Annotated in this window: 10 protein-coding genes and 2 pseudogenes; 6 read left to right on the forward strand and 6 right to left on the reverse strand. The window is 55.3% G+C overall.

Going from position 1 to position 23,624, the window contains the following annotated elements; genetic code table 11:
- Nucleotides 1-36: 36 nt before the first annotated feature.
- The 4 genes from AC2FH6_RS21050 (at nucleotide 37) to AC2FH6_RS21065 (ending at nucleotide 17,108) form a co-directional block, all read left to right on the forward strand.
- Entirely contained in the window at nucleotides 37-9,906 is a 9,870-nt protein-coding gene (locus AC2FH6_RS21050; protein WP_496704126.1) for a hypothetical protein, read from the forward strand.
- Nucleotides 9,906-15,872, forward strand: coding sequence for a hypothetical protein (locus AC2FH6_RS21055; RefSeq protein WP_496704127.1), 5,967 nt, complete (start codon nucleotides 9,906-9,908; stop codon nucleotides 15,870-15,872). Before AC2FH6_RS21050 ends, AC2FH6_RS21055 begins: the two co-directional genes overlap by 1 nt.
- An 11-nt stretch (nucleotides 15,873-15,883) precedes the next feature.
- A complete protein-coding gene (locus AC2FH6_RS21060) occupies nucleotides 15,884-16,192 on the forward strand; it encodes a hypothetical protein (protein ID WP_496704128.1) in 309 nt (102 codons plus the stop codon).
- A 250-nt stretch (nucleotides 16,193-16,442) separates the two neighbouring features.
- Nucleotides 16,443-17,108 (forward strand): L,D-transpeptidase, encoded by a 666-nt coding sequence (locus tag AC2FH6_RS21065; RefSeq protein WP_496704129.1) that lies wholly within the window; start codon nucleotides 16,443-16,445, stop codon nucleotides 17,106-17,108.
- Between the two features lie 261 nt (nucleotides 17,109-17,369).
- Here AC2FH6_RS21065 and AC2FH6_RS21070 read toward each other — a convergent pair.
- Nucleotides 17,370-18,395 (reverse strand): annotated as a pseudogene (locus AC2FH6_RS21070) (IS110 family RNA-guided transposase).
- 253 nt (nucleotides 18,396-18,648) lie between these two features.
- Between AC2FH6_RS21070 and AC2FH6_RS21075 the strand changes: the two are divergent.
- Together AC2FH6_RS21075 and AC2FH6_RS21080 are read left to right on the forward strand one after the other, a co-directional pair.
- Nucleotides 18,649-19,335, forward strand: a complete 687-nt coding sequence (locus AC2FH6_RS21075) for a hypothetical protein (protein ID WP_496704130.1) — start codon at nucleotides 18,649-18,651, stop codon at nucleotides 19,333-19,335.
- A 69-nt stretch (nucleotides 19,336-19,404) separates the two neighbouring features.
- Nucleotides 19,405-19,962, forward strand: a complete 558-nt coding sequence (locus AC2FH6_RS21080; RefSeq protein ID WP_496704131.1) for a hypothetical protein — start codon at nucleotides 19,405-19,407, stop codon at nucleotides 19,960-19,962.
- Nucleotides 19,963-20,214: 252 nt separating this feature from the next.
- On the opposite strand, the pseudogene AC2FH6_RS21085 reads toward AC2FH6_RS21080, so the two are convergent.
- From AC2FH6_RS21085 to repB, 5 genes and pseudogenes are all read right to left on the reverse strand, one after another.
- Nucleotides 20,215-20,379: pseudogene (locus AC2FH6_RS21085) on the reverse strand (ISKra4 family transposase); the annotation flags it as partial.
- Between the two features lie 313 nt (nucleotides 20,380-20,692).
- The gene (locus AC2FH6_RS21090; RefSeq protein WP_496704132.1) at nucleotides 20,693-20,974 is read right to left on the reverse strand and encodes a type II toxin-antitoxin system RelE/ParE family toxin; all 282 of its coding nucleotides are present in this window, start codon (nucleotides 20,972-20,974) and stop codon (nucleotides 20,693-20,695) included.
- The gene (locus AC2FH6_RS21095; RefSeq protein ID WP_496704133.1) at nucleotides 20,971-21,327 is read right to left on the reverse strand and encodes a CopG family ribbon-helix-helix protein; all 357 of its coding nucleotides are present in this window, start codon (nucleotides 21,325-21,327) and stop codon (nucleotides 20,971-20,973) included. The genes AC2FH6_RS21090 and AC2FH6_RS21095 overlap by 4 nt, the downstream gene beginning before the upstream one ends.
- 23 nt (nucleotides 21,328-21,350) lie before the next feature.
- Nucleotides 21,351-22,445 (reverse strand): helix-turn-helix domain-containing protein, encoded by a 1,095-nt coding sequence (locus AC2FH6_RS21100; protein ID WP_496704134.1) that lies wholly within the window; start codon nucleotides 22,443-22,445, stop codon nucleotides 21,351-21,353.
- A gap of 194 nt (nucleotides 22,446-22,639) precedes the next feature.
- Complete coding sequence (gene repB / locus AC2FH6_RS21105; RefSeq protein WP_496704135.1) at nucleotides 22,640-23,623, reverse strand: plasmid partitioning protein RepB; 984 nt, start codon at nucleotides 23,621-23,623, stop codon at nucleotides 22,640-22,642.
- Between the last annotated feature and the right edge of the window lies 1 nt (nucleotide 23,624).

The raw sequence follows: 23,624 nt of genomic DNA on the forward strand, positions 1-23,624 counted from the left end.
TTGACTGATCTGTGAACCAAGCTTTTGAGGGAGAGCATGGTTCCATTTGATGAAGACGAAGAATTACCCGCGGCTCATAATGACTTTCTTATAAACCGTCGCGAGTTCCTTGGCAGCGCTGCGGCAATTGCAGCGACAGCTTCGGGAGCGCTTGCACAAGGGTCCGACGAGAAAGACGATCTGGCGCTTGAATTTGTCTGGAGCGACGACGAATTTGGGCGTTATCTGACGGTTGTTGCTGTTGTGGGGACGCGGAAAGAGGCGCTGTCGGACCCGGCAGGGGCCGACTCTCGGAGCTTACGTCGCGAGACCAGGCAAGACAGGGTTGAAAGACGCGAGGCAGTTTGGAGGTTACGACCCGAAACCTTTGGTCCGGACACTATTGTCACCTACAAACCGGTGGGGCGGCATAATCACGAATTACGTCTGTCCAATGTCAGTTATGGCAGGGCGCGCGACCGTGAACTGACATTCAAATTCTATCGCCTAACACGCAAGAAACAACGGGTCGAACCGTTCTTTTTTTACGGCATAGCCTTGCAGGACGATGTTTGGAGCACGGCAGCCAGGACAACTGTTACCCACAAGTTCACCCTTGAGGATGAGACACCAAACGGTAATCCGGGTAGTCCCCGGGCGTCGCTCGATTTGCGGCAATTTGGGTCAGGCGCAAGAGCTTTGGCTCGCGATACGACGGCGAGGTCGGTAACGAACACCTACAAGTTGATGTTCAACGGACTATTGGGGCTTGGCCCCGGCCAAAGTCGGCGAAAGGTGTGGGTTCGCTTTGATCGTGACGGCAAGTGGACAGTCGAGCCGGTCAATGACAGTTCGACCGAGCCGTTCACAGTGTTTGGTGGGCGCGACGCGATTACATCGCTGGAAGCGTACTGGCAACCACCTCAGAGCGGCGGCGAAGGCGATGCAGATGGAGAAACCCCGCTGCTCGGCATCTGTCGACCCGAAGAGAATGCACCCGAACGAACATATCGCATCGGCGGGCGGAACGGGCCGGGATTGTCGGTTAGCCGCCTTCCAGGGCCAGAGGGTGAAGATAGAACCGTAAAGCTGCGGATGCAGCGACTGCGAGGCAAGGAGGACCAACCCACAGGACGGGTGCGGGCCGAAGCTGTCTTATCCGGCGCGTTCACCAATCTAAACCTGTCTGGAACAGGCGCGGGCAGTGCGACCGGACCGTTTCCCCGGCTCTATGGCGCAATCTTGGAGCGTGTCGAAGCGCCCGTATCGTTGAACGGTACGAACTACAGTGACCGAGCAGGCACAATCAGTTTTCAGGGCAGCTACGGTTATCGCGACAGCGGCGATTCCGAAACCGCATTTGCTCCAGTTTCAATGGCAACGGTCGTCGGCAAGATCGTGGCAACCGCCGTGACACCGGAGAAACAAAAGGTCCTTGCAGAGCGCCATCCGGATTTCCCCGAGCGTGTGGGCTGGCCGGTCAAAGCGCTTTTCAGTTGGGCGCGCAACAGCGCTGGGACACGTGGGGCCCCTGTGACACGCTGGATTGACGCCCGCGTCGCCATGCTGGAATCAGGTGTTGAGCTAGGCGAAGCTGACTTCAGTCGTCTTTTCTTTGAGCCTTCGGAACTGCGGTTTTTCTATGAAAAAGATGGATTGGCCTCGCCACCTTTGGGAAGCTACATTGATCTTTCTGCACCGGCCGCAGGCGAAATGGCGCGATTTGATCTGTCTCGCGCGACGTTAAAAGCCAGCAGGTCACACGACCTTGTGTCGCTGACTTTCCGGTTTTCCGATCTTGCATTGTCGTTCAGCCGTGGAAAAACCACGATCATAAAGCTGAACGCGCTGTGTGATCTGAGCACACGACCGGATGCGACGGGTCATTTGCTACCTCATGACACTCGGCCCGTCGTCGTGGTCGAATACCCTGGGCAGCACCTGTTCGAAGAAGCGCGTTTTCTGCCAAACCCACCGCCGATGGCGGATGTGAAAATTCCGGTTGGATTGGAGATCAAACGGGTGGAAGGCTCGGTCGTCAGGCAGTTTCTCTACGAGACTGATGCAATTCTGAGTGACTATGACGGGATGGAGGACGGGATCAAGGATCAGCCCGGCTTCACCGTCACCGGGGATAGAATTACGCTGGATGCCAACAACCGTGTGCATGTTGTCGAGGCGTTGGCACTGCTAGATGAGGATGGGCGAACGACGCTTCGCGATGCTCTTTACAAGTTGAAAAGCTGGGTACCAAACCCACCGCCTGAGGATCAGGCATTCGCCCTTCGAAAACGCCGGGAACTGAAAGATTTTGTCGAGGGCCCAGGTCGCAAGAATACCGCGAAGAAGGCTCTCGAAAAGTTGGGCAAAACATCCAAACTGCCCAAGGACCAGCACTCCTACATTGGGCCTTTTGCGCTAGATGCCGATGCGATGCAGGCCGTGCGCCTTGTACACGAGGCGAATTTCGACGACATCCTAAAAGGTCTCGCCGCTGACATGTTCATGGCTGTAGCGCGCCATCGTAGCGCGACACCACCGGACAACATGCAGGACGCCCTTCGCCAAGAACGCCGTCTTGAGAGCGCGATTCCGACTTATCAGCTATTCCGAACATTCTATCGCGAAGTGATGATTGCATCCTACTTCGACCCGAATTCAATCAATGTCCGGGCCGCCGAAAGCCTTGAACCCGAGGAGATTGAATTCTTCGAAGCCAGCCGTCGCGCGGGCCCTGTTTGGGTTGCAACTGGCAGGCGCGATATTCTGAAAAGGCGTGCTGAAGCCGTCGAAGCGCTGTTTCCAAGCGAGCTGCGAGGGCGGGATGAGGGTGTCGGGCCGCTGCGAGGCCGTCTGGCAAAACCGTCTCGGCTTGCGTTCCGGATCAATTGTCCCGACGGGATAGATGAGGCGGAGATCCTGCTCAGGGAAGATCTCGACCTTGATGACGATGTCGGCGCGCGCTTCCCGCGCAAGGTTCTGGAATTCAGCCTTGGGGAATTGACGAATTTCAAGGATTATGAGCTGGCCGTGACCGCACGCGCGGAAACAGTTTACGACGGCGGACGGTTGGGCTTGATCGACACACGCCACCCGAGGGTTCCCGATCGACGGCCCGGCGCAATGCTAGACCATCTGGGGTTCACGTCCGGGCCTGGTGTGACGGCCGCGCGGCGGCTTGCCGAAGTAGCGGTATCTCTGGTTCCTCCGACCCCATTTGAGACCGCAATCGAGATCCCGTCGCGGTTGACTCTCTCCCCGCATCAGGACGCGATTGTTCTGACGCCGGGCCAAATTGAAGCAACAATCTATGACGACCACGTGCCGGGTATCACGGCTCCTGAAAAGCAAGGTGCTTCGCGGCTTTGGGTGACGTCGTTTTTGACAAACAAGAACGATGTCGGCATGGATCCCGGCCTGCGCGCGGTACATTCGCCCGACTTGCGCCCTGAGGCGCTGTTGCAACGGCTTAGTTTGTCAGAAGGTCAGCGAAGTCCCGGCAATGGAGCACCCGTCCGCGGCCCGGTTGCCCCTTGGCTGATGTCGCGGCTTGAAACTCAACGACCATTGATGAGTGGCGAGGACGCAATCAAACAGGCAGATGCGTTGTTGAAATACAAGACAACGACCACCTGCGAAGGTCTGTTGAGCGATCCGATTGTGCAAAAACGCTATCCAAAGATCGTTGCTGATCTGTGTCGGATATTCAAACTTAACACGCCGGGCAGCGGCATGCCCACCGGCTTTAGAAGCGGGTTGGATGCTTATATGCGGCACGAACTGGTGTTGCTGAGCTCAGCCTGGGGATTGCCCGTCGTTGGGGCGACGAACGAAAACGGTGATTATCAGGATCGCGCCAGCCAGTTTGAGCCGGACGAACGCCACAAGTTGACCGATGTCATGCCGGGTACGGCGATGTACCGGCCGCGTACCATGGACGTGAGTGAATTGGGGCTATCGTCACTTGGTGGTATCCTGCACCACGACACCGGCTTTGAGCCGCCGGCTGGCGCGTTGTTCTGGTTGGACAACAAGTCGCTTTTCGATGCGCTTGCGATTGAGCGCTGGCAGCAATGGACAAATCTTGGCCGCGACATCCACACCGAGATCGTTTTCAAGGGCTATCTGTTCCCTCTGGGTATCCGGGCGTCGCTTGTTCAGGTCACAGAACGTACGTTCCTGATCGAGCAGGGCACCGGTGCTATCACGGCCACTTTGCGCCAGCGGATGTTCATCCGCGTTGCCAACCCCGAGCGAAGCTATCCTGGCATCAAACACCCACATGCGGGTCGGCGGTTCCCGGTGGACCGGCTTCGGGTGCTGACGACGACAACGCCGGATATCGTGGACCCTCAGTCACCAGCGCGTGCCACGGTAAAGGAAACGCGTGTTGTCGCAAACGGCCGGATCGATACTGCGACTGCAACCGGGTTGGCCTTTTGGCCGCGGTTCGTGCAGGCACCCGAGGGCAACATTCGTTTCGAGCTGGAAATCGACGGTGTCAAAACGGACCTGCCATTGATTTTCGTCGACAACACGGCTGTGAACGATCAGGACACGCTGCGCGAACTGATTGATTACTACAACCTGGATCCGGAAATGCCCGGTGTTTCAGGCGCAGGCATACCTTCGCCCGACAACGACGCAGAGCAACTGACAGAATGGCATGAGCGGCTCAAGGAGTTGAAACAGCTGAACCCCGTTCGGCATCTGCGGACGATCAATTTCCGGGGTGAGAACCGTCGCTATGCGCCGGAATTGGAAGCGGGCAGTGCGACGTTTCAGACTTATCACTGGACCTTGCGGGCGACTGGTGGGCCGGATGGCTACGGTGACGTGACGCGGGAAGTTGATGGTCCAAGCATGGCTGCCGAAATCAACCTGCGCGAAAAGCTGAGTGTTTTGAACCATGATTTCGTCTTTGGCCCAATACGCACAGGGGCCGACCAGCCACCTTTTTATCCGGCGATTGAAACTGCGCGAATCCGACTGACTCAGGCAGAGCGTTTGGCGGCCAGACCCTTGGGGCCTGTGCGTGTGCACTTTGATGCGCGATATGTTCTTCACGGCTTGGAACCCTCCGAAAACGCGGTGGCCGAACCTCTGGACACGATCAACCCCAATGAGATCTTCCTGGCGGTGCGCGATCAACGTCGGTTGGACATGGGCCAGAAGGGTGATCAGTCGGGCGGGGTTTATCGGCCCTCCGGCCATGTCGTAGCGCTGTCTCGCAAAAAGGGTCTGATGACGCTGACTGAAAACGTCGACATGCAGTTGCCAAGACACGACAACGATGTCCTCTATGGAATGTCGTCACTTTTTGCGTTCGACGAAGAGGCATACAAGACACTTGGTGTGAGCGCCGGTGAGGTTGCAAGTGTTTCCCAAGACAATGATCAAAATACCCAGGAACTGATCGACAAGGTCCGTGCAATCTATCGCAACTTCTTCAGCGGAGATGCCAAAATACTGGGCATTGTGAAAATGCGGGATTTGATCGAACTGATCAAAGATCAAGCGCTGTCTTCACCGGGCGAAGGGTTGCCCGCTTTGTCAGAAGCTCAGGAATTTGGAGCAAATGTTGCGGAGGGCGCAACGGACATTGCAAATACTGTTCGCGAGGAAGTCATCTCGCCTCTGGCTGCGGGTGCGCGCGAGGTGCGCAGTGGGTGGGACCGGATCGAAGAAACCATTCGGGTCGCACAATCTCAGGTCGGTGTCGATTCCTCGATTCAGATCCGCGACGTGTTTCCAGAGCTGGATAAGGCGCTGACCAATCTTTCCCTAGCCCTGACGCGCGCTGAGGCCACCACCGACCCAATAGAATTCGGTTTCGAGTTGAGTGTCTGCTATACGGCCGGTCAACGTTTCCTGACCGAAATACAGCGCGCTGCCGCGAACCCGGGTGAGCGGATCGAAGCGGCCTTTAGTGCGCAATTCGGTCAACTACTGGGCCTGTTCCAAGGTGCCCTGTCTGGACGGGTCGATGTGCTGGCGGCATTGCTGGAAAAACTAGAACTTGAAAACAGTCTGGAAAATGCCCGCAAAAACCTCATTGAGGACTATCTTCTGGCCGAACTTCCAGAGTTAATCGCCGGGACCGGCCTGCATCGTCGTCGCGAGATCATTGCCTTGCCGCGCGGGTCCTATTGGTATGCAAGCGACGGTACTTTCGATCCGGACAAAGATGACACTCTGTTGGAATGCCTTGACTTGCTGTTACCTAGCGAAGAGCTGGTCAAGAAAACGGTTGAGGCTTTTGTCGCCTTCACCGCAACCGAGGTTTTGTCGACAGGTCAGGTGCCGAATCTTGACGCCTTGGTTGGGCAGTTTCTGAGCTTTGAACCCGTTGAACCGCCACAGGATTGCCCTCTGACCCCGGACAATTTAAGTGGCTATTTGTCCTGCATTCGCGACAAACATGTTCAATTGGACGTGGCCTACAAGACTGGAGCAGCCGAAGCACTCACGCAGGACTTGAAGGACCGTTTGGATGAGATCAAAGCTGCATCCTCCGGCTGGGGTTTGGGTGGCGCGCTTGAGGCGGATGTCGAACGCATCATTGATGACGTGTCCAGCGCCTTAGACGAGATATCGGTTGGCGATGCGGGATCTGAGGTTCTGAATCAGGGTACAGTCGGCGAACGGATCCGTAATCATTACATTGTTTGTCTGATCATCGCCTTCCCTGATGCCTCTGACAAGGTTGGCTCTCTGCAGCCGATCGAGTTACGGCAATTCCGGATTGATCTATTGAAGTTTCTTCCGCGGCTTGTGGCCAGTCCGACGGATTTCTGGAGCGATTTCCTACCCGATCTATCACGGCTATTCGACCCTCTTGGACGTTTGCTTGGAGCGATCGGAGAGGTGCAGGCCTCGCTGATCCCGGACATTGATGTCGGTCGGTTCCTCTCGGCGATCAGGGAGTTCCTGAAACAGATCGGATCGCCGATAAATCTGCCGACTGCTAATATCAATCTTGAAGCCTTCAAGGCCTATTTCTGCCCGACATGGGAGGTCGCCCGAACGTTCATGTCCGAGCTGAGCGCGGTGGCTGAGGGAGGCGCCCTTTGCCTGGAAAGCTCAACACTTCCGAGTTGCCCTCTCAGCGATGAGATCTACGAAAATCTTGCCGATGGGACGATCGCCCTTCCTGCCGAGGATGTCAGTCTGTGTACCGAGGCACTGCGCTTTGCAACCAGTGCACATGAGTTGCGCGGGGTTCTCGATCAGGAGGCTAAGCCAAAGCTGATAGATTTGCGCAATGAGTTAAGGGATCTGCCGCCAGCGACGCCTAAACACCAGGAAGCATTGCGGCGCATCAACGCGGCCCTTCGAGACATGGATGAAGCCAGCAGATGCCTGGGTTTGATCCGAGCGCGCAGTGAGGCCGTTTATTGCGATATTCAGGCCGATACAGCGAGATTGAATACGCTGGCTCGGGATCTGAAGGCTGCGTCAAGCATCGACTTCTGCGCTATGGATGACTTTGAAGACGTCCAAGAGGCATTCGATCAGATAAAGGCTCTGTCTAATTTGCCGCGCGACTTTGAAGCGTTCCTGGATGCGCGCGAACGCGTGTTGAAACGGATCAACAGCTTCTTTGTCGAGATTGTCCATATGCTTCAGGACGATAGCGGGTGCTGGCGCGGCATCCCGATTGTGGTTGGTTTGAAACCGTTCATCGAGGATCTCGGGCTGGGAACTGTGGCCCAAGACAACATGATCACGGTCGATGCCGGTTTGTCGGATGTGGCTGACGAGGTCAAAGGGTACTTCGAGGAGATCCGCGATGCGGGTGCTCAGATAACCGAAATGCTGACACAATACGCCAAGACCGTCTGCAGTTACGCGGCAGTTCTTGACGATTTGCAGGTTCACCTCGACCGGTTTCAAGACCTGCTGAGCACTTTGCAGCAATCCGGGAATTACTCAGAACAGATTGCAGATTTCCTTTCCAAGAACGTTGAAACCGAGCAGCTTTTGCGTCAGATCGGCGCGATTGGGGACGACGTCGTGCGGATCATCGAATTACGCGACAAATATTGCCCGCCAACCGACCCGCCCGAGTTCCCGACAATCGGTGCATTGGCCGACATCAAGATCGGCAATGACAGTGGTCTGGATTACATAGGTGCGCCCGATGGTGCGTTCTCGCGCGTGGCCGATGGCGTTCGCGGCGTCACCCAAACTCTCTCACCCGTGACATCCGTTTTACGACCAATTGCCGAGAAGGGACCGCGCGATGGCGTAATTGTAGTGCTTGATCCATATGCGTTGCAGCTTCTTGAGGCGGCAGACGATACGCTGGCGGATTTGTACCAAAGACTTAAGAACGGCCGCGACGCCTTGGGTGAGCAATTGGACGGCATTCCGTTCCTGGATGAGGAGAAAGGCAAGATTTTCATTGCACCGAACGCCGCAAGACCAGGAAATGACCAATCCCGACCGGTTTATGTACCTTTCAAATCAACCGGCAACGATGATCATGCGGGACCTGATGACGACCAACTGGCGGGCGACGTCGCGTGGCTTTCGACGGTTGCGCAGGACACACCCATCAACGAGGCACCTGGCCCGCATGGCCCGCTGACGGACCCACAGCGCTTTGTCTTTCTCAGCGCTTTTGTGACGGAGTGGGTCAACGGAGAGGCTACACCGGTTCGCATTCTGCTCAACCTGCAGGATGTAATCGAAGACGTATTGAAGGGCGAGTTTTTCCGCGCGATCGACTTCAACCGATTGCGTGAAGAGTTCGAAGATTACCTGCTATCGCTTGTTCCGACCAGCATCCGTATGGGCTACGATTTCGATATCGAACTGGGCAGCGAAGTTGCTTCGGCGACGCGCGGGATTTTCACGCCGGGGCCCGGCACCGCATTGAACGTAGCAATGAACATCAATGTCGCGCTGAACCTCGATGATGGGTCCGCCAGCATCGACTATGCGTCGGTCGGGACACTCGGGCCTTTTGATATCAAACTGGTGGGCGACATGTTCGACGCGCTCACGCTTAAATTCGCCTCGGCACGGTTCGAGTCGAAATCAGAGCAGAAGCCACGCTTTGATATCGAGTATCTTGACTATGAAATCGGGCCCGAGCTCGATTTCCTTGAAGACCTGCAATCCTTCCTTTCGCCCAAGGAAGGGTCGGGCGCTTTCGTTCGATTTGACCCGTCACAGCCGGGGGTCGAAGCGGGATACCGGTTGCAACTTGGTGATTTCTCGGTTGGCGCTTTGGCCTTCTCCAACGTCGGGCTAGAGACATCGGCGGTTTTGCCGTTCTCGGACCAAGAAGCTGTGTTCCGTGCAAGCCTTTCAAGCCGCGCCAGCCCGTTCACGCTGACCTATGCTCCCTACGGTGGGTCGGGCTTTTTCGCCATATTAGCCACACCCGGAAGCGGGATCATTGGATTTGAAGCGCTGTTTGAATTCGGTGGCTCTGCCGTCTTCGCATTTGGCCCGCTATCAGGGAAGGGGCGCTTGATGTCGGGCGTGTATGTCCGTCAGTTCAAAATGGGCCAAATGAAGGTCACCGAAATTTCGATGACCTTCTTTGCAGGCGGATCAGCATCAATCTGGATCTTCCATTTCGCGGCCTCGCTTTTGGTCAATCTTGGCATGGTAGATGGCAACATGTCGGGTCAGGCCACATTCAGCTTCTCGTTCTCGATGGGCCTTGCTGATTTTGAGTACAGCGTCGATATCTGGAAGCAGGAAGAAAAAGGATTCAACGGCCAAAGCCAGGCAAACATCATGGGGCCGGAAGGCCTTCGCCGCTTTGCTTTCCTACAGCGTGAGGACAGTCTTTCGCAGCGCACCTTGAAGGATGCGCGGATCAAGGTCGACGCGGTTTGCCAAAGCGAGGACTGCGCAACCTACAATACATATTTCACTGACATCACTTTGCCGGAGGACTACATCTGATGGCGCTGAATTTCGACTTGAACGGGAATGATCCGGAAACGCCGATTGTCCCCTATTTGCGGCTTGTACCGGCAGGGATCCGGCGTCTGAAAAATGGCAAGCTGGAATTGAGGGCCTCACTTTTGTTTTCGCTAATCCCCGATCCATCTGGGACGTCGCAACTGCGTTTGTCGAATTGGCCGGCGAATGTGTCCGGAATTTTCAGCGGTGAAAAGCTGAAGTTTCGACTTGTGGCCCATGGTGATGATAGTGGCGAGTGTGTCGGTCCAGAAAACGGCACCGAAATCACGTTCACATCCGCGCAGCTTGGCGCAGAGAAAGATTTCCCCGACGTTTTTGAGGGTCAGGCAGCTGCCTTGACAGGGTACTGGAAGAAGGCGCTGATCCCTGAATTCTGGCAGGGTACCAAGGTTACGGATACCCAAAAGACGCAGGTCTGGAACGCACTTTTGGTTTGCATCCGCAACAGCCTAGACGGCGACCGCTCGAAGGTTGGTAAGATCGACGGTGACCCGACAGCCACGCCGCTCGAAGACGACAACTTTGGCAAGTCAGGCCAATTTGTGAAAGGCCCGGCAAAAGATACGCGAACCGTCGATTCCATTTTGTCCGTGCCCTATGCAGACACTGCGATCGCACTGGATCAGCGGCGCACGAACGCTCTTATTGGGTCGATCAAGAAGGCGTTGGGTGGAGAGAAAGAGTTGCCTTCTTTGCCGGACTCGCCTTTCGAAGACGTCATAGTGGAGGAAAAGACCGGCGCGGCTATTGGCGCCGAGGCTGAATTTCAGAGCCTTGATACTGTTGAAAAACAGTTTGCCTATATTGGGCAGTTCACCGGGTTTGCAGCGACGCAGGTGACCGTGCCTGAACCGCCCAACATGCAAGGCTCGTTTCCGGTATCTGAAGATTCCGACGGTGAGAGCGAGGAAAACAAACAAACCCGCGCGTTCGACCGGGTCGTTCTGTGGAAATACGGCAATGCGACCCTTGAGGCCGCGTTGGACGAAGAAAAGAAGATCGATTTGGCCGATACGAAGGCGTCTCATTCGCTCAAAAAGTATCGAGATTTGTTTGCCGAAGAGTTGAGTTACGCCCGTAAAGGCAACCTTGGGCAAGTTCGGAGAGCCACGAAGGTCAAGCGACATAAAACGCTATCGACCGTGAAACTCATGGATCAACGAGAGGATGCCGTCGAAACCTTTGAATTGGCCAAGACCTCGCTTGCAAAAGGTGATGCAACGGTCGTGTGTCGGTACCGAGCCTATGAAGAAGGTGAGCTTGAGCGGGACGCAGCGCAGACCGAGCAGATTCAGCGGGCAACTGACGCTTCCGAATACGGGCATTGGCCGCAGCATACCGAAAACGGTATTCGCGAAGAAATCGCTCCGGAACAGGGTCTTTTGGACTGTGCGGCGCAGGCGTATTTCAGCATTGAAGGAAATCCCACACTGGCGCGTGCCTTTGGATTGGCAGCTGACATCTATCTTGAGATTGAAGATCTGCCTGCCAATGCACGTTATGGCATCCTTTCGGCCGAATTGAGCGACTCTGCCAATGGGTTGCCGAGGCCCTGGTCGCTGACCAAGTTAAGGACCGGTGCTGACGGGGACCCGTTCGGCTGGCCTGTGACCCTGGCCGAGTACGTATTGGCGGATAAGGCCCAAGGCGAACTGCCACCGGAGAGCCAACATTGCATCGGTCAATTTGACGGCCTGTACGTTATGGGGGCCGACAATGACGGAGTGTTCAAGGATGGGGACCGCGTCGGTGTTGCTCCGCGTTATGAACTGACGACGATGGATGTCCGCGCGGCGCTTGAGGCTGAAGATCAGCGGTTGCGCGCGATGCAGACCGAGGGCGTGGGAAGCGAGGAGAGTAGGACGACGAAGGCTATTCAACGTGAGAGCGTTGAAACGGGACCGGATTTCCAGTCGTTGGGTCTTGCGCTTTTGTGCCGATCCGCGCAGTCCGATGCTATCCGGCGGCTTGCTGCGGTCGATGCCAAATGCGGCGTCAATGGAAGCTGCGTCAAAGAATGCGGCGGCGACGGGAGCACATATGTGATTCACGACGCCGAAGACCTAAGCCTCGGGTTCCGCCTGATGATCGGAATGCCGAAGGGGGGCAACACCGGGTCGGCCTGGCAAACCAACTGGCGACCGCTGACGGCTCGTTCTGTGAAATACGGCGGCTCAGGCATAGGCGGGCCGACGATTGAGCGGGTGCTGCGCAGCGCGGTGGGAAAGAACGGCAGCGACCCGCGTATCGCTTTGGAAAGTGCATTTCAGGCATTGCCAACACGCGATTTGAAGGCCCCTGATCCGAATGACACAGGCGACAATATTGAAACCATCGTTGACGAAACCGTGGGTATCTGGGACGGGTCGCCTGGCGGTGTGGACTGCACGGCGGTACGCGGCCAAAGTCAGGATATGGAAGACATAATGCCGTTTGGTCGGATCAACCGCGTGCCGACGGGATCCTCGCGCTACAAGGTGTTCCCCCTCAGAAACGGATTGCCCTATCGCATTGCCATGTCGGTAGCTTACGCGGGTGGTCATTCGCTGGCTCCCGGTGCGTTGCCGCCGGACCCTATACCGACAAACAACGCATCCGATAATGTAGGGATTCGCGAAAGGCTCTATTATCCGTCGGCGCGATTAGCGAAGGGCAAAGACAACGAGGAACCGGCCAAGCCCTATTTCCGCGCGCTGCGGCAATCTCGGATCGGCGCTCCCTCGGTGATGCTCCCCGAGGGGCACTCGAAAAGAAAAAATGGCCCGATGGGGTATGAGCATGCTGGCAAGATGGTTGTCAGGTCATGGCGTACTCCCGATCTGAAGAACGGTGAAAGTGAAGACGATCGAGATACATCGCGGGCGCTGCCGACGATTGCTCAACGCATTCTGATGGTGCCAAACCTGCCCCAGGCATTGGCGGCGCGCCACCTTGTTGGGCCCCGAAGCAGCAAGGCGGTCTTCGACGATTGTACGGAGGATGGTCCACCGAAAGGCGCACACCGGCTGCTGGTTTACGACAACGAATTGGGTTTTCCGGCAGTCAAAACGCGAACGAGACCCGGGTTCAACGGCGAGGCGCATCTGGTTTCGAGGAAAATTGTCGCCACTGCGAACGAGCGCGAAACACGGCAGGGCGAGTCGCTTTCTGATCTGGTGTTCAAGCGCATAAGAGGAACGCAGACCAAGATTTACACCTATTATCCCGATCCAGCGGCGGACAAGCTGATTATCCGGGCACGTCGCGCCAGCGATGACAAAACACGGGCGATCTTGCCAGGAAAACCCATCCAAATTGATGTGGGATCCGTTTATCCCAATGCAACAAATGTTCTTTTCACCTTGCGCAATCGTAGTACGCGATCCGGTGGCGTGGCACCCCAACAAGAGCAAATCATCAAAAATGATGGTGTCCGATTTCTGAATACTAGATCCACGCAAGACATCATTGTCGATGAACACAAACGTGTGCAGGCCCATAACGTCGAGCTTCATCTCGAACCGGGGGACCAGTTTGAAATTGAATGCTGGTATGTTCCGTCGGGCTGGCGCCTTGCCCATGATTTTGCAGCGGTGCAGTCACTGGCTGCAAGATTGACGCGTTTCGGGCGTCCGACGACACCGGCTGAGGTTGCTGACGCGGTGGATCGAACCGGTCTACCGGATGCCTTCGCCGCCTATCTGGCCGAAACATTGAATGGCGGGGCAAATACCGGCGTGAAGTATATCGGTCTCCAGGGCGCGCATATACCCGACACTGGGTTCTTGCGCGCGGTAGCCGATGCGCTTCACAAGTTCATGCTGGAGCACCCGGTTGCCGAGATTTCCGGGATGCGTACGCTTGCGGCGACGCACGCGGTCAATGTACCGGCCAGGGCAAACAAACCTAAAATCCGTGCTCTGGACAAAAACCAGGAACCGTTTCCCGATCCGGCTTGCATAGTGCCTGAGGACCTGGCGGTTCTGCGCGCAGCCCGCCCAGCGGAGCTCGGGGAGCCGATATTCAACTATTCAGACCAGAAGGCTATTTCAGAGGGTTCGACGCTATTTGCGATGAAAGGCGCTGTGAGGATAAATCGCGAGCGGATCGACACACTTGAGATCATGGCGCGAACCGTGTCGCCGGATTCGGACCGTTTCGATGATCTCAGACGCGGGCGCAGCCTTGCTCATCGAATTGCTGGTACATGGCCCAAACAGACCGGCAGTGATACAGGCGCCTTCCGGAAGGCGTCCGATATCTTTGGGTTCAAAGTGAATCGCGATGGAACAACGGAACTGCCAAAGGCGACCGTATCGCTGCTTCGAATTGACGGTTTGCCCTATCCGGAAACGTCAGGGGCATCGGACTTTCTGCTGGACGATTACTTCCTGGAAGCTTTCGGGGACAATAGTGTTACCGGCCGGGCACATGATGAAGGCGTGACCTCTCGACGGCACGCGTTCCCCGATGGCAAGGCGCGGCGAATGCAGGTTTGGGTCAACGGCATGGCACGGACAGCGGAAGAGATGAAATCCGCCGCACGCGAGATGAAGAGAGGCGATCCTTGGGCGGGCGGTTCCGGTGTCGTCTATGAAAATGGTGAGCTTATCCCGTCAGAACCCCTTAACCCAGCGGCGATGCGCCGTCTGAGTAACGTGGTCGAGGTCATCCTGCCCGCTACAGTACGGCCAGCGGTGCCGGACGCGCGCGCACCCGTGCCTGTCTTCGAGACTGAGCAGAAGCTGGAAAGACGCGGTGACCATGTCATTCTGACATCAGTGCGACGCGCACGCACGCGCATTCCACTTGGGCGCGGCTGGTATTCAAGCGGCGAGGACGAGCGTCTAGGCGTCGTACTTTGGCCGCCCGACCAGATGCTCGCCGACAAAGCCTGGCTGGCGATCAATCGAGTGCCATTGCGTGACCGCGATGCATGTGGTCCTGTCGTGAATCCAGGTGGCTTTGTGGCAGTGAGCGAGCTCGGCAAGCCCGGGCAGGCGGAATCGCCGACACGCATCGTGGACCTCCCGCAATTTTCGGACGAAGATCTTGGACCGGGGGGCGCATTTGTTACCCGGCGGGGTGGCGACCCTGTGCGTCGGGGTGAGACACCGTTTGCCGATGAAACGCAGGTGTTTCTTTCCAAGGAAACCTTTTCGGACCTTTGGCTGCCAGAAGGGGCTGCAGGTCGGGCGGAATTCGTACCGCATGCCGAGATGCCCCTTGCCAAGACGGAAAACACTTTACCGGGGGAAGTTGATGAGGCGGCAACACCGCCTCTGTCGGTCGCCCTTGTTACTTATCGTCCGCGTTTCGATCCGGAACGCGAAGAATGGTACGCCGACCTCTTGTTGCAGCCCGGAAAATCGTCCGATCCCTTTGTACGGTTCGGGTTGGTTCGCTACCAGCCGCATACACGCCCCGATCTGAGATGCTCACAACCGGTGACGCAATGGGCGCAAACCCTGCCGGAGCGGAAGGTCGAATTGGCCGTTACCCCTGGAGGCGAGACAGCGGTTTTGACGGTTACGGGCCCGGCGTCAAAAGGGCGCGCAATCGAAGGTGAAGGCATTGAAAAATATGCCGAAATTCAACGTGAAGCCAGTCGCATCGCTCCTGTCATGCGGATCACCGCGTTTACAGAGGGTAAAAACCGGGCCGGGGTCGCGACACGTGACACGGTGCCGCTCGGCGCAGATGGATCTTTCAGTATTGAGGTAAACGCTAAAGTCGATCCATTTGGGCAAGGAGTATGGCGCTCCGAGGTTCCAATGTCGCTTGTATCGTCCGATCTGAACCTTCTGGTTGAAGAGGTCGAGTATTTTTTGCCAGCAGAATTTGACGAGGAACCGCTGACGAAGAAGCGGCTCGAGGATTTCAAAAAAGAGTATTGGCAAAAAACGGGGCCGCGGTTCTCGACGCGGCTGGATCTGAAAAAGATGGTTGGATTGTTGACGGAATAGGAGAATTCATCATGGCATTCTGGACGGTTTTATGTACGGCGAAGTCGGGTTCGCCCAAGAACTTTGGGCTCACTTTGGATACTGACAATGATACCTGGACGGTGGGCGGCCCCGCTGCGGCGCGTCTCTTCAAGACCAAACTCGGCAAATACGACCATCACGTCATCCCCACAATCGGCACGACCCTGGTGCCAAAGACGGGAAGCACGGTTGTGGCTGTGTTAGATGGACTAACGGGGACATCGGAAAAGGGTGACACTGGGAATGGCAAACAACATGAAACGGCTGTCGACTTCACCTGGGTGCTGGATAGCAAGTAAATTGCTAGGACCGTTCATATTCGCGTGTGGCGACAAAATCGACGCCTTGAAATAAGCCTTTGAGAGGAACAGAAATTTCTGGTGGAAAAATCGAGTATTTTATTCCCGTAAGGTACCCAGGGCGGCTGCTTATAGTAGCCGCCGTTAACAAAGGCCGCGGTCGAGTTAAATCAGGCCTGACGTTCTTTGTGGCATTTGCTTTGGGCGACTTAGAGTAGCTTCAAAAGTTAACCGACAAAATGGTGATGTTATGACACTAACACGAAGATCTTCAATTTTAGCGATGTTGGCAGGCCTGTTCGGTGCGCGCGCGTTTGCACAGCAAAATGAGTTGATCATCAAGGTGAACTTGCCTTTGGATCGAACGGAAACCGGAACTTTGAGTGTCAGTACCACGTCTGGACAATTGCTGCTATCAGATGTGGACGTGGTGGGAAAATCAGACAACCAAAGGGCCGCTGCAGAAGGTAATCCGACCCGGCAACCCACCTTGCCTTATGGTGACACCCCGGAAGGAGAATATGCTGTCCCGAGAGCGATATCCACTGGGGATGGGACGATTTATTCACAACACAGCTATGGAGGAGCAGGGGCGCTGGTCCTTGATCCAATTGGCGGTGAAGCTCTTACAGCTAAACAAAATGGACGTACGGGTTTGTTGATCCATTCTGGCGCGATGCGCGATGGGAAACTGCGTGTCACGCATGGGTGTCTTCGGGTTTCGGAGGCCAATATGCGAGAAATCTTTGAGGTTATTCGCAGAGCCGGGGACAACCCGGTATTCAACCGATGTGAAGTGGTGAAAACCGCGGTCATTGTCGGGAACCCGATGTCCGAGGGTGCGGGTGATGACGAGAGTGATCCACCTCCAGGGGTTGATGCCATTTTAGATCCTGGAGACGTCTTGTTACCTTGAGATGGCTTTGAAGGTGTTGTCTAATCGCACGGCTCGGATCAAGTTTTTCTTGCACTTTGAAGACCGGTTGCCGGGTGCATGGTTGTCTTCGCGGTCGACATCGGTCGCCGCATGATGGAGCTTCGCGAGGGGAGCCTTCCAAATGTAGACGACGCACTGAGCTGATCCAGCGGTGCAACACCTTCAGCGGAATGGCTCTGCTCACGTCCCGGCGAGGACGTTAAAGTGTACTCAAAGTACTAAACGCGAGCCGTGATACTGTCACGCGGCCGCTTCAGCATTTTGTTCGAAGAGCCTGCCGGTTTTGAGCATGGCATGCATTATGACGGCCAGCTTCCGCGCGACGGCAACAGCCGCGCGCTTGAAACCGATCTTTTCACGGAGTTTGAGACCCCACGCTCGCAGGTCACAATCGGCTGAGCTGCGGGTCAGGATAACGGTGGCAGCCTCATATAGAAGCCCTCGCAAATGACGGTCGCCGCGTCGTGATATGTGACCCTCATAGTCGACTTCTCCGGATTGGTAACGCCTAGGTGTTAACCCAAGCCATGCGCCGACCGAGCGTGACCTTTGAAAGTTACTCGGCTCTTCTATAGCGGCGGTGAAGGAGGTCGCCGTGATGGTGCCGACGCCAGGGATCGACATGAGAATTCGACAGGCCTGGCTTTGGCGCGCTATAGCAGCCAGCCGTCGGGTGAGTTCCGCGACACGGATGCGCACACTGCTCCAGGTCTCCAGCATTGGAACAACAATGGCAGCGAGTTGGTCCTGATCTGAAAGAAGCTCCCTGACATTGTTTTCGAAGCGGCTTCCCTTTCCCGCGCGAACGATCAACCCAAATGTCTTCATGATGCCCCGGATCTGGTTCGAAAGCTCAACAGCAATCCGGACCAACCGGGTGCGCACCGCCACAAGCGTGCGGGTCAGCATGCTACCGAACCCTTTTACTCGCACCTCGCGAAAGAACCCGACTTCTGCTAGATGCGCCAGACCGTCAGCGTCATTCGCGTCAGTCTTGTTGGCTGCCATGTCGAGCGCCGCTTTGGCATGACGGGCATCAATGCAGACCGCTGGAAGCCCCATTTCTGTCAGTGCATGGAAGAACCAAACCGACAGGGGGCCTGTTTCGAACACTACGCGTTCCGCAGCTGGCGCACGCTTCCGGATAAGATCGACAATGGTCTTTGGATCAGAGGCGCATTTCCCGCGCTAGACACGTCTGCCGCCACGTCGGATTGAAACCGCCGTCTCTTTCAGTGACACATCAAGACCGATATACTCTTTCATGGCTGTTCTCCTATGATGCTTGGGCCTGGCGTGCAGTCGTGAGCCCGTACTTTCATCCTATCGGGGAACAGCCACTCTCCAAGGTTAAGGCTGACCTTCGGGGCGACTCGCTCCCGCGATTACCCCATGTAGACGCCAACGGGGGCGTCTACACCTTCAGAACCATCACCGCTTAACTTTGACTTTAAAGACGATCCGCCGCACACTTTGATCGTTGATAAGAAATTTAGTTATGCAGTTAGGATTTGAGATTATGCCACGAATTACGGCGACGGCGGCTGCTTCCGAGCTTCCTTATAGCCTCGAACAGATAGAAGAAACGGTCAGAGATTTTGACATTGACCGGAATGAAGTTGCTGAAACAAACGGGAGCCCGGCGACGGTGACGTTTGACCGAGCAGCGCTTGAAAAGGTTATTGCCGCGCGCGGACTCAATCAGCGCCAGAACCCCCTTGCGGCTGGACTTGCTAGGGTCGAGGAAGCGGTTGGTAAGTTGACAACCGGGCTCGGGGCATCTTTCCTGACCGGCATCACTGCAGTGGCTGCTGCGGCAGCAGCTATTGTGGCCTTTCTGTCGATGGAAGCTTCTGAAGAAGCCATGTCAGCGCGCAGTAATTACGAAGTGCTTTCGACTATCTCAGGGCGGATTGTGGACTCTCGCATCGCGTCGGCAAATGCCGCTAAAACCGAAGACCCGGTCGAGCGTGCGAGACTTAGCGCAATGGCAGAGATTTATGCCGAAGATCTCGACACACAGGTACAGTTGCTTGACCTGCTGAATAGTGCCGGAATCATTGTTGGTAGCGATTGGACTACAACTGTTTCAGCACTTTGTAAGCCGATGGACGCGGCCAATTACCACGACCGGGCAGAAGATTTGTTCAAATCCTTCAAAGCGATGTGCGAACGGGCTTTAGCTGCGGGTGACTGGGCTCGGTAGGAATTCAACCCAAGATTATACCGAAGGGCTTGAAGCCAAAGAACACCAATTGAGGAGGTACAAGATACTATGGCTAAAGAAATCCATCGTGGCACTCTTCGAACGCTCATCTTTGCAGCGCTGCTCGCGCTTGTCGCCGGGTCAAGTCAGGCCGGTTTGGACAGTGTGGGCAAACTTAATCTCGAGCCCTATGATCCGGACAAGCAATTGCCGGAGGTGTCGAAAGAAATTGCTGAGGGTGCTTGCAACGCAAATTTGGTTATTTCCAACGCGCTGGCAAATAATTCCGACGCTGCCAGGGAGCAGTTGGGAGGCGTTATCCAACAGTACGGTGCAGCGGCAGGGCGTTTGCAGAGCTTGCGTGAAAGCTCGGCCTTTGATGGAATGAAATTGGACCCGAGCACCCCTGGCCTCGATACAATGCAACATCTATTCGACAGTCCACCAGAAGAAGTCAAGGACATCTTGCTGGCAATGGAGCAGCGAGCAGTTGCGGCCAAAGACGCTGCGACACGCATTCAAAACCGCGAGGAAAGACCAGATGATCTCATGGGCCTCATGAGAGCGTCGTCTGAACTTTCCATGCTGCTCACTCTGCTTGGTGAAGCTCTAGTGGTTTCGACTTAGGCTAAGGTGTCCGGAACAATTGCTGGGCGAGCCCCTTCATCTTGTGGTTATTCTGTTTGATCTGCGTTGAGGCAATGGACAAAGACACGAAGACAGAAATGACGAACGCCTGCGACTGTGTGCTGCTATCACTGTGTCCTAAATTACTGGATGCTGGCTTAAAAAATTGAGCAAAATCAGTGCTTGATTGTGCCTTTAATTTCTGGACTGTATCCTTAATTGTCGGACTGGGGAGTGGAAAGAGTGTGGGGATCAAGCCGCTTGGAGTTGACCTTCGCCAAGCCTTCCATCCAGGACCGCGGCTCGGACCGTTGCTACCCGATGTGCACCTTTCGGGGACCAGCGCATTCGACGTTTCTTCCCCATGCGAGCGTTAGCAATATCATTTACCAAGCCTTCAGCTCGAGATGTCGAGACTGGTTCCGCGAACGCAGCACCGGCACCTCTGCGGCTTACGTCGGAACCGTCGGCCCTCGCGGGCAGGAGTTGCTGGACGCGCTTCAGGCAGAATTGTCGGGCAACTAATCCCTCACAACCACTCACGGAAAAGCTTCCTCACGCGTCCCGCGCGTGAGGCTTTCAAAAAGGGGGACACCATGGAAAACGGTACAGCCGCTCCATTCCGCTTATTGGGCAAGATCGACGCTGTCATCGGACGGATCGAAGTCTGGATCCTGGGCTGCTCGCCCCTACCCTGCCCTCCTGATGCCACCAATTTAAACGCCTAGTTTTAGTAATCCGCGCCCTGCCGGGTATCCCATAGACGCAGAATTTCTATCTGGGTGGGCATTACACGATAGATCAGCGTGAATGGGGTTCGCGGCACTGAAAGCTCCCGTATGTCTCGGCGTGTGTCACTTGGGTGACCTGCATAAGGGTTGGCTGCAAGAGTAAGCTGAATGGCTTTGAGCTGAGCTCGTGCCCTTTCGCTGCCTTCAGGAAAAACTGACGTGAAGTAGTAACGGAACCACTGAATGTCCCGGGCCATATCTTCGAGAAATACAATCTTCATTGGCTATTGGATTGCCCGCTTGCTGCCGGAGCCGAAAGTTCATTCTCGGTATCCCAGCTGTCTATCCAGGCATTCATTTCGTCTGCCGTGATGAACTTGCCTTGGTCTGCTTTTACAACAGCCGCATCAATGGCTGCACGTTTAGCGGCTTTGGATTCCAACATCATTCTAATTGCCCGTACGGCGAGTTGTGCAGGCGGTCGATCTTCGATCGCAGCTTCCCGTTCCAGGGTCTTTCTCAGGTCTTCGTCGAGACGGATTGAATATGGGCTGGTACTCATCGCAATCACCTGTTTCCGTATTGTAGTACAATGTAATACATCGGCATTCAATTCACAATAGACCGATGGCATGTACTGCACCTATTGCTCTGAGCTCATGAGCGTGCGGAGATATCATAGGCATGGCCTGCACTTCCGCGGATTTTTGAACTATGCGTCAACAATGCGGTTGGTTGCATATCTCCCCGATCGATTTTCGAGATTAGTGAGATCAAATAGGCTTGGTGAGATTTTATGTTCTCAGCTCGTTGAAAAATATATCCGAGCACCATGAACCGGAGAGCTGGGCCATATGTCGATTTCATAGCATACCAGGTCTGACCAAGTCGTAGGTACTCGGCGATATCGTCCATTAGCCGGTCACAATGTGACTGATCCCGGGCAAAGCGAAGTTCTGAACACAAACGTGGAAAGCTGCGCTCCATTTGATCTGGAGAAACTTGGACCTGAGAGTGTTTTTCTTTCTTAACTACTGGATTCAAAGAGTCCTCTTTGTGCCCCTCAAATTCATGGTCATTGGCCCTCATTTTTTCGGTATGAGCCGGTGTTATCTCTGAGATTTCCACAGAGATTTCAGCCAGAAGTTTCCGGAGGACACGCGCATCCGGCTTGCGGCGCAGCGCATTGCGCACAGTGGCCATCAAACCTGTGATAGAGCCATCGTCTGCTACAAGCTCTTTCAGACGAGTCAGAGCGGCCGATACCTTATCGCGGAGTACCGTGAATTCGAGAACGCGGTCAGCATGCTTCTGGGCTTCCTGGAGGAACTCAGCATGCCTTTCAGACAATGGTATCAGGGAAAGACCGGTCGCTGTGACCACCCTGCCCTGTCGGTCTCGGCGTGCCCAACGTTTACCATTTGAGCTCATTACGCGTCGGACAATCCCAAGCTTGGCCAGAGTCGAGATATGACGTTCTACAGTCTGAACGCTGACATGGGCTCGTTTGGCAATCGCGGCATTGGATGCGAAGCAGATATGCTCATCATCCTGATCGACTGAAATCTGATCTCCTCGCAAAAAGGAAATCATTGCTCTTAGGACGTTGAGAGAAGTGGATTTCAGCCCAAGCGGCTCCCTTGCCTCTTCAACGGCTCGAAGAAGAATCCATTTCTTGGGCGTATAAGTCCCCTGCCCGGCCGTTCCCGACAAGGTTGCTCCATTTGGAGCCAATGTTTGTAGTGTTTTCATTAGTTTTTGTCAGCAGACAAAGAAAACCTGTTCACCCAGAGGCGTTTTTTGTTGTTTCGTGATTCGCGGGCTGTTAGGGTTTAGGTGTCAAATCTATAACCACTAGTTGGTTTTCAGCCCTCGGAGCCTTAGGTTTCGGGGGTTTCTTTTTGCTTCCTCCTTTTGCTCGTTGCCTCATGTAGAGTTAACAGTTGTTAACTCGCTTTTTCCCCGGCGCCTTCTTTGAAACGCTCGTAGGATTCCTGAATAAATTGACCAAGGTTTTCCTCAAGCCAACGCGCATAGGCTTCATTCTCCCCTGATCTTTTGATCGTCATGTTCACTGTGGAATTGCTGGTCTTGATGACAACGTCTGGTGCCGGTCGGACTTCTTGTGCTTCTTTCTTAGGGGTCAAGCTACCTAAGAGCCCGTTCAATCGATCGTCGGAATCAGATGCGTTGAGCTTTTCCAGAATTTTCTTTGCACTAACCGTTGTTATTGCCTTCTTTCGCAATGCTTCAGCGAGAGCAGTCCATTTCGGGCGGCCAGACTTTGGCGCCGGCCCAATCATATCCCCGAGATCGTCAGGAATGTCGTTGGTGATCCGTTCCAATTGCGACAGTGTATTCTTGGATATCGCAAGTGCTGTGATCGCTTCCGAACGGTCATATCCCTGGTTGAGAATTTCGCGGGCGAACCGAGCCCTCTCATAATAACTGAGATCAACACGGGAAGAGTTCTCCAGACCTTTCGCCTGAAGCGCCTCTTTGTCATCGAGAGCCCGTACCAGCGCGCGTACAGGCTGGTTTAGATGCTGACAGGCCAGGATGCGACGGCGGCCGTAAATAACCTCGAAGTGACCATCTACCTCTTCGGAAGGGCGCAAGAGGACCGGAACCTGTTGGCCGCCTGCTTCATTGATGCTTTTGGCTAGTTCTAGAACAGCTGCATCGACGTTCGGCTCGGCTTTTGAGTTAACCGGTGTTAACTCCACTCCAAGCCTGTCCTTTGGACCCCAAGGCAATATGAGCGAGGTATCGATTTCTTGGATTCCGCCGGCGCCAACACGGACGGAAGCTATGGTGCCTCGTGGAAGCGCGGCATTGGCACGCTCGGTTTTCGTAGGCGGAATGGGCGGGTTTCCGGCTGCCGCCGCAATCGCTGCAGCCATGCTGGTTTTGTTTTGTTTAAGTGCCATT

The organism is Ruegeria sp. CDSC045 (assembly GCF_059610725.1).

What these genes read in the sequence shown, in the direction of transcription:
- AC2FH6_RS21060 (WP_496704128.1), top strand. Translation starts at nt 15,884, where the DNA reads ATGGCATTCTGGACGGTTTTATGTACGGCGAAGTCGGGTTCGCCCAAG.
- AC2FH6_RS21080 (WP_496704131.1), top strand. Translation starts at nt 19,405, where the DNA reads ATGGCTAAAGAAATCCATCGTGGCACTCTTCGAACGCTCATCTTTGCA.
- AC2FH6_RS21075 (WP_496704130.1), top strand. Translation starts at nt 18,649, where the DNA reads ATGCCACGAATTACGGCGACGGCGGCTGCTTCCGAGCTTCCTTATAGC.
- AC2FH6_RS21100 (WP_496704134.1), bottom strand. Translation starts at nt 22,445, where the DNA reads ATGAAAACACTACAAACATTGGCTCCAAATGGAGCAACCTTGTCGGGA.
- AC2FH6_RS21095 (WP_496704133.1), bottom strand. Translation starts at nt 21,327, where the DNA reads ATGCCATCGGTCTATTGTGAATTGAATGCCGATGTATTACATTGTACT.
- AC2FH6_RS21065 (WP_496704129.1), top strand. Translation starts at nt 16,443, where the DNA reads ATGACACTAACACGAAGATCTTCAATTTTAGCGATGTTGGCAGGCCTG.
- AC2FH6_RS21055 (WP_496704127.1), top strand. Translation starts at nt 9,906, where the DNA reads ATGGCGCTGAATTTCGACTTGAACGGGAATGATCCGGAAACGCCGATT.
- AC2FH6_RS21050 (WP_496704126.1), top strand. Translation starts at nt 37, where the DNA reads ATGGTTCCATTTGATGAAGACGAAGAATTACCCGCGGCTCATAATGAC.
- repB (WP_496704135.1), bottom strand. Translation starts at nt 23,623, where the DNA reads ATGGCACTTAAACAAAACAAAACCAGCATGGCTGCAGCGATTGCGGCG.
- AC2FH6_RS21090 (WP_496704132.1), bottom strand. Translation starts at nt 20,974, where the DNA reads ATGAAGATTGTATTTCTCGAAGATATGGCCCGGGACATTCAGTGGTTC.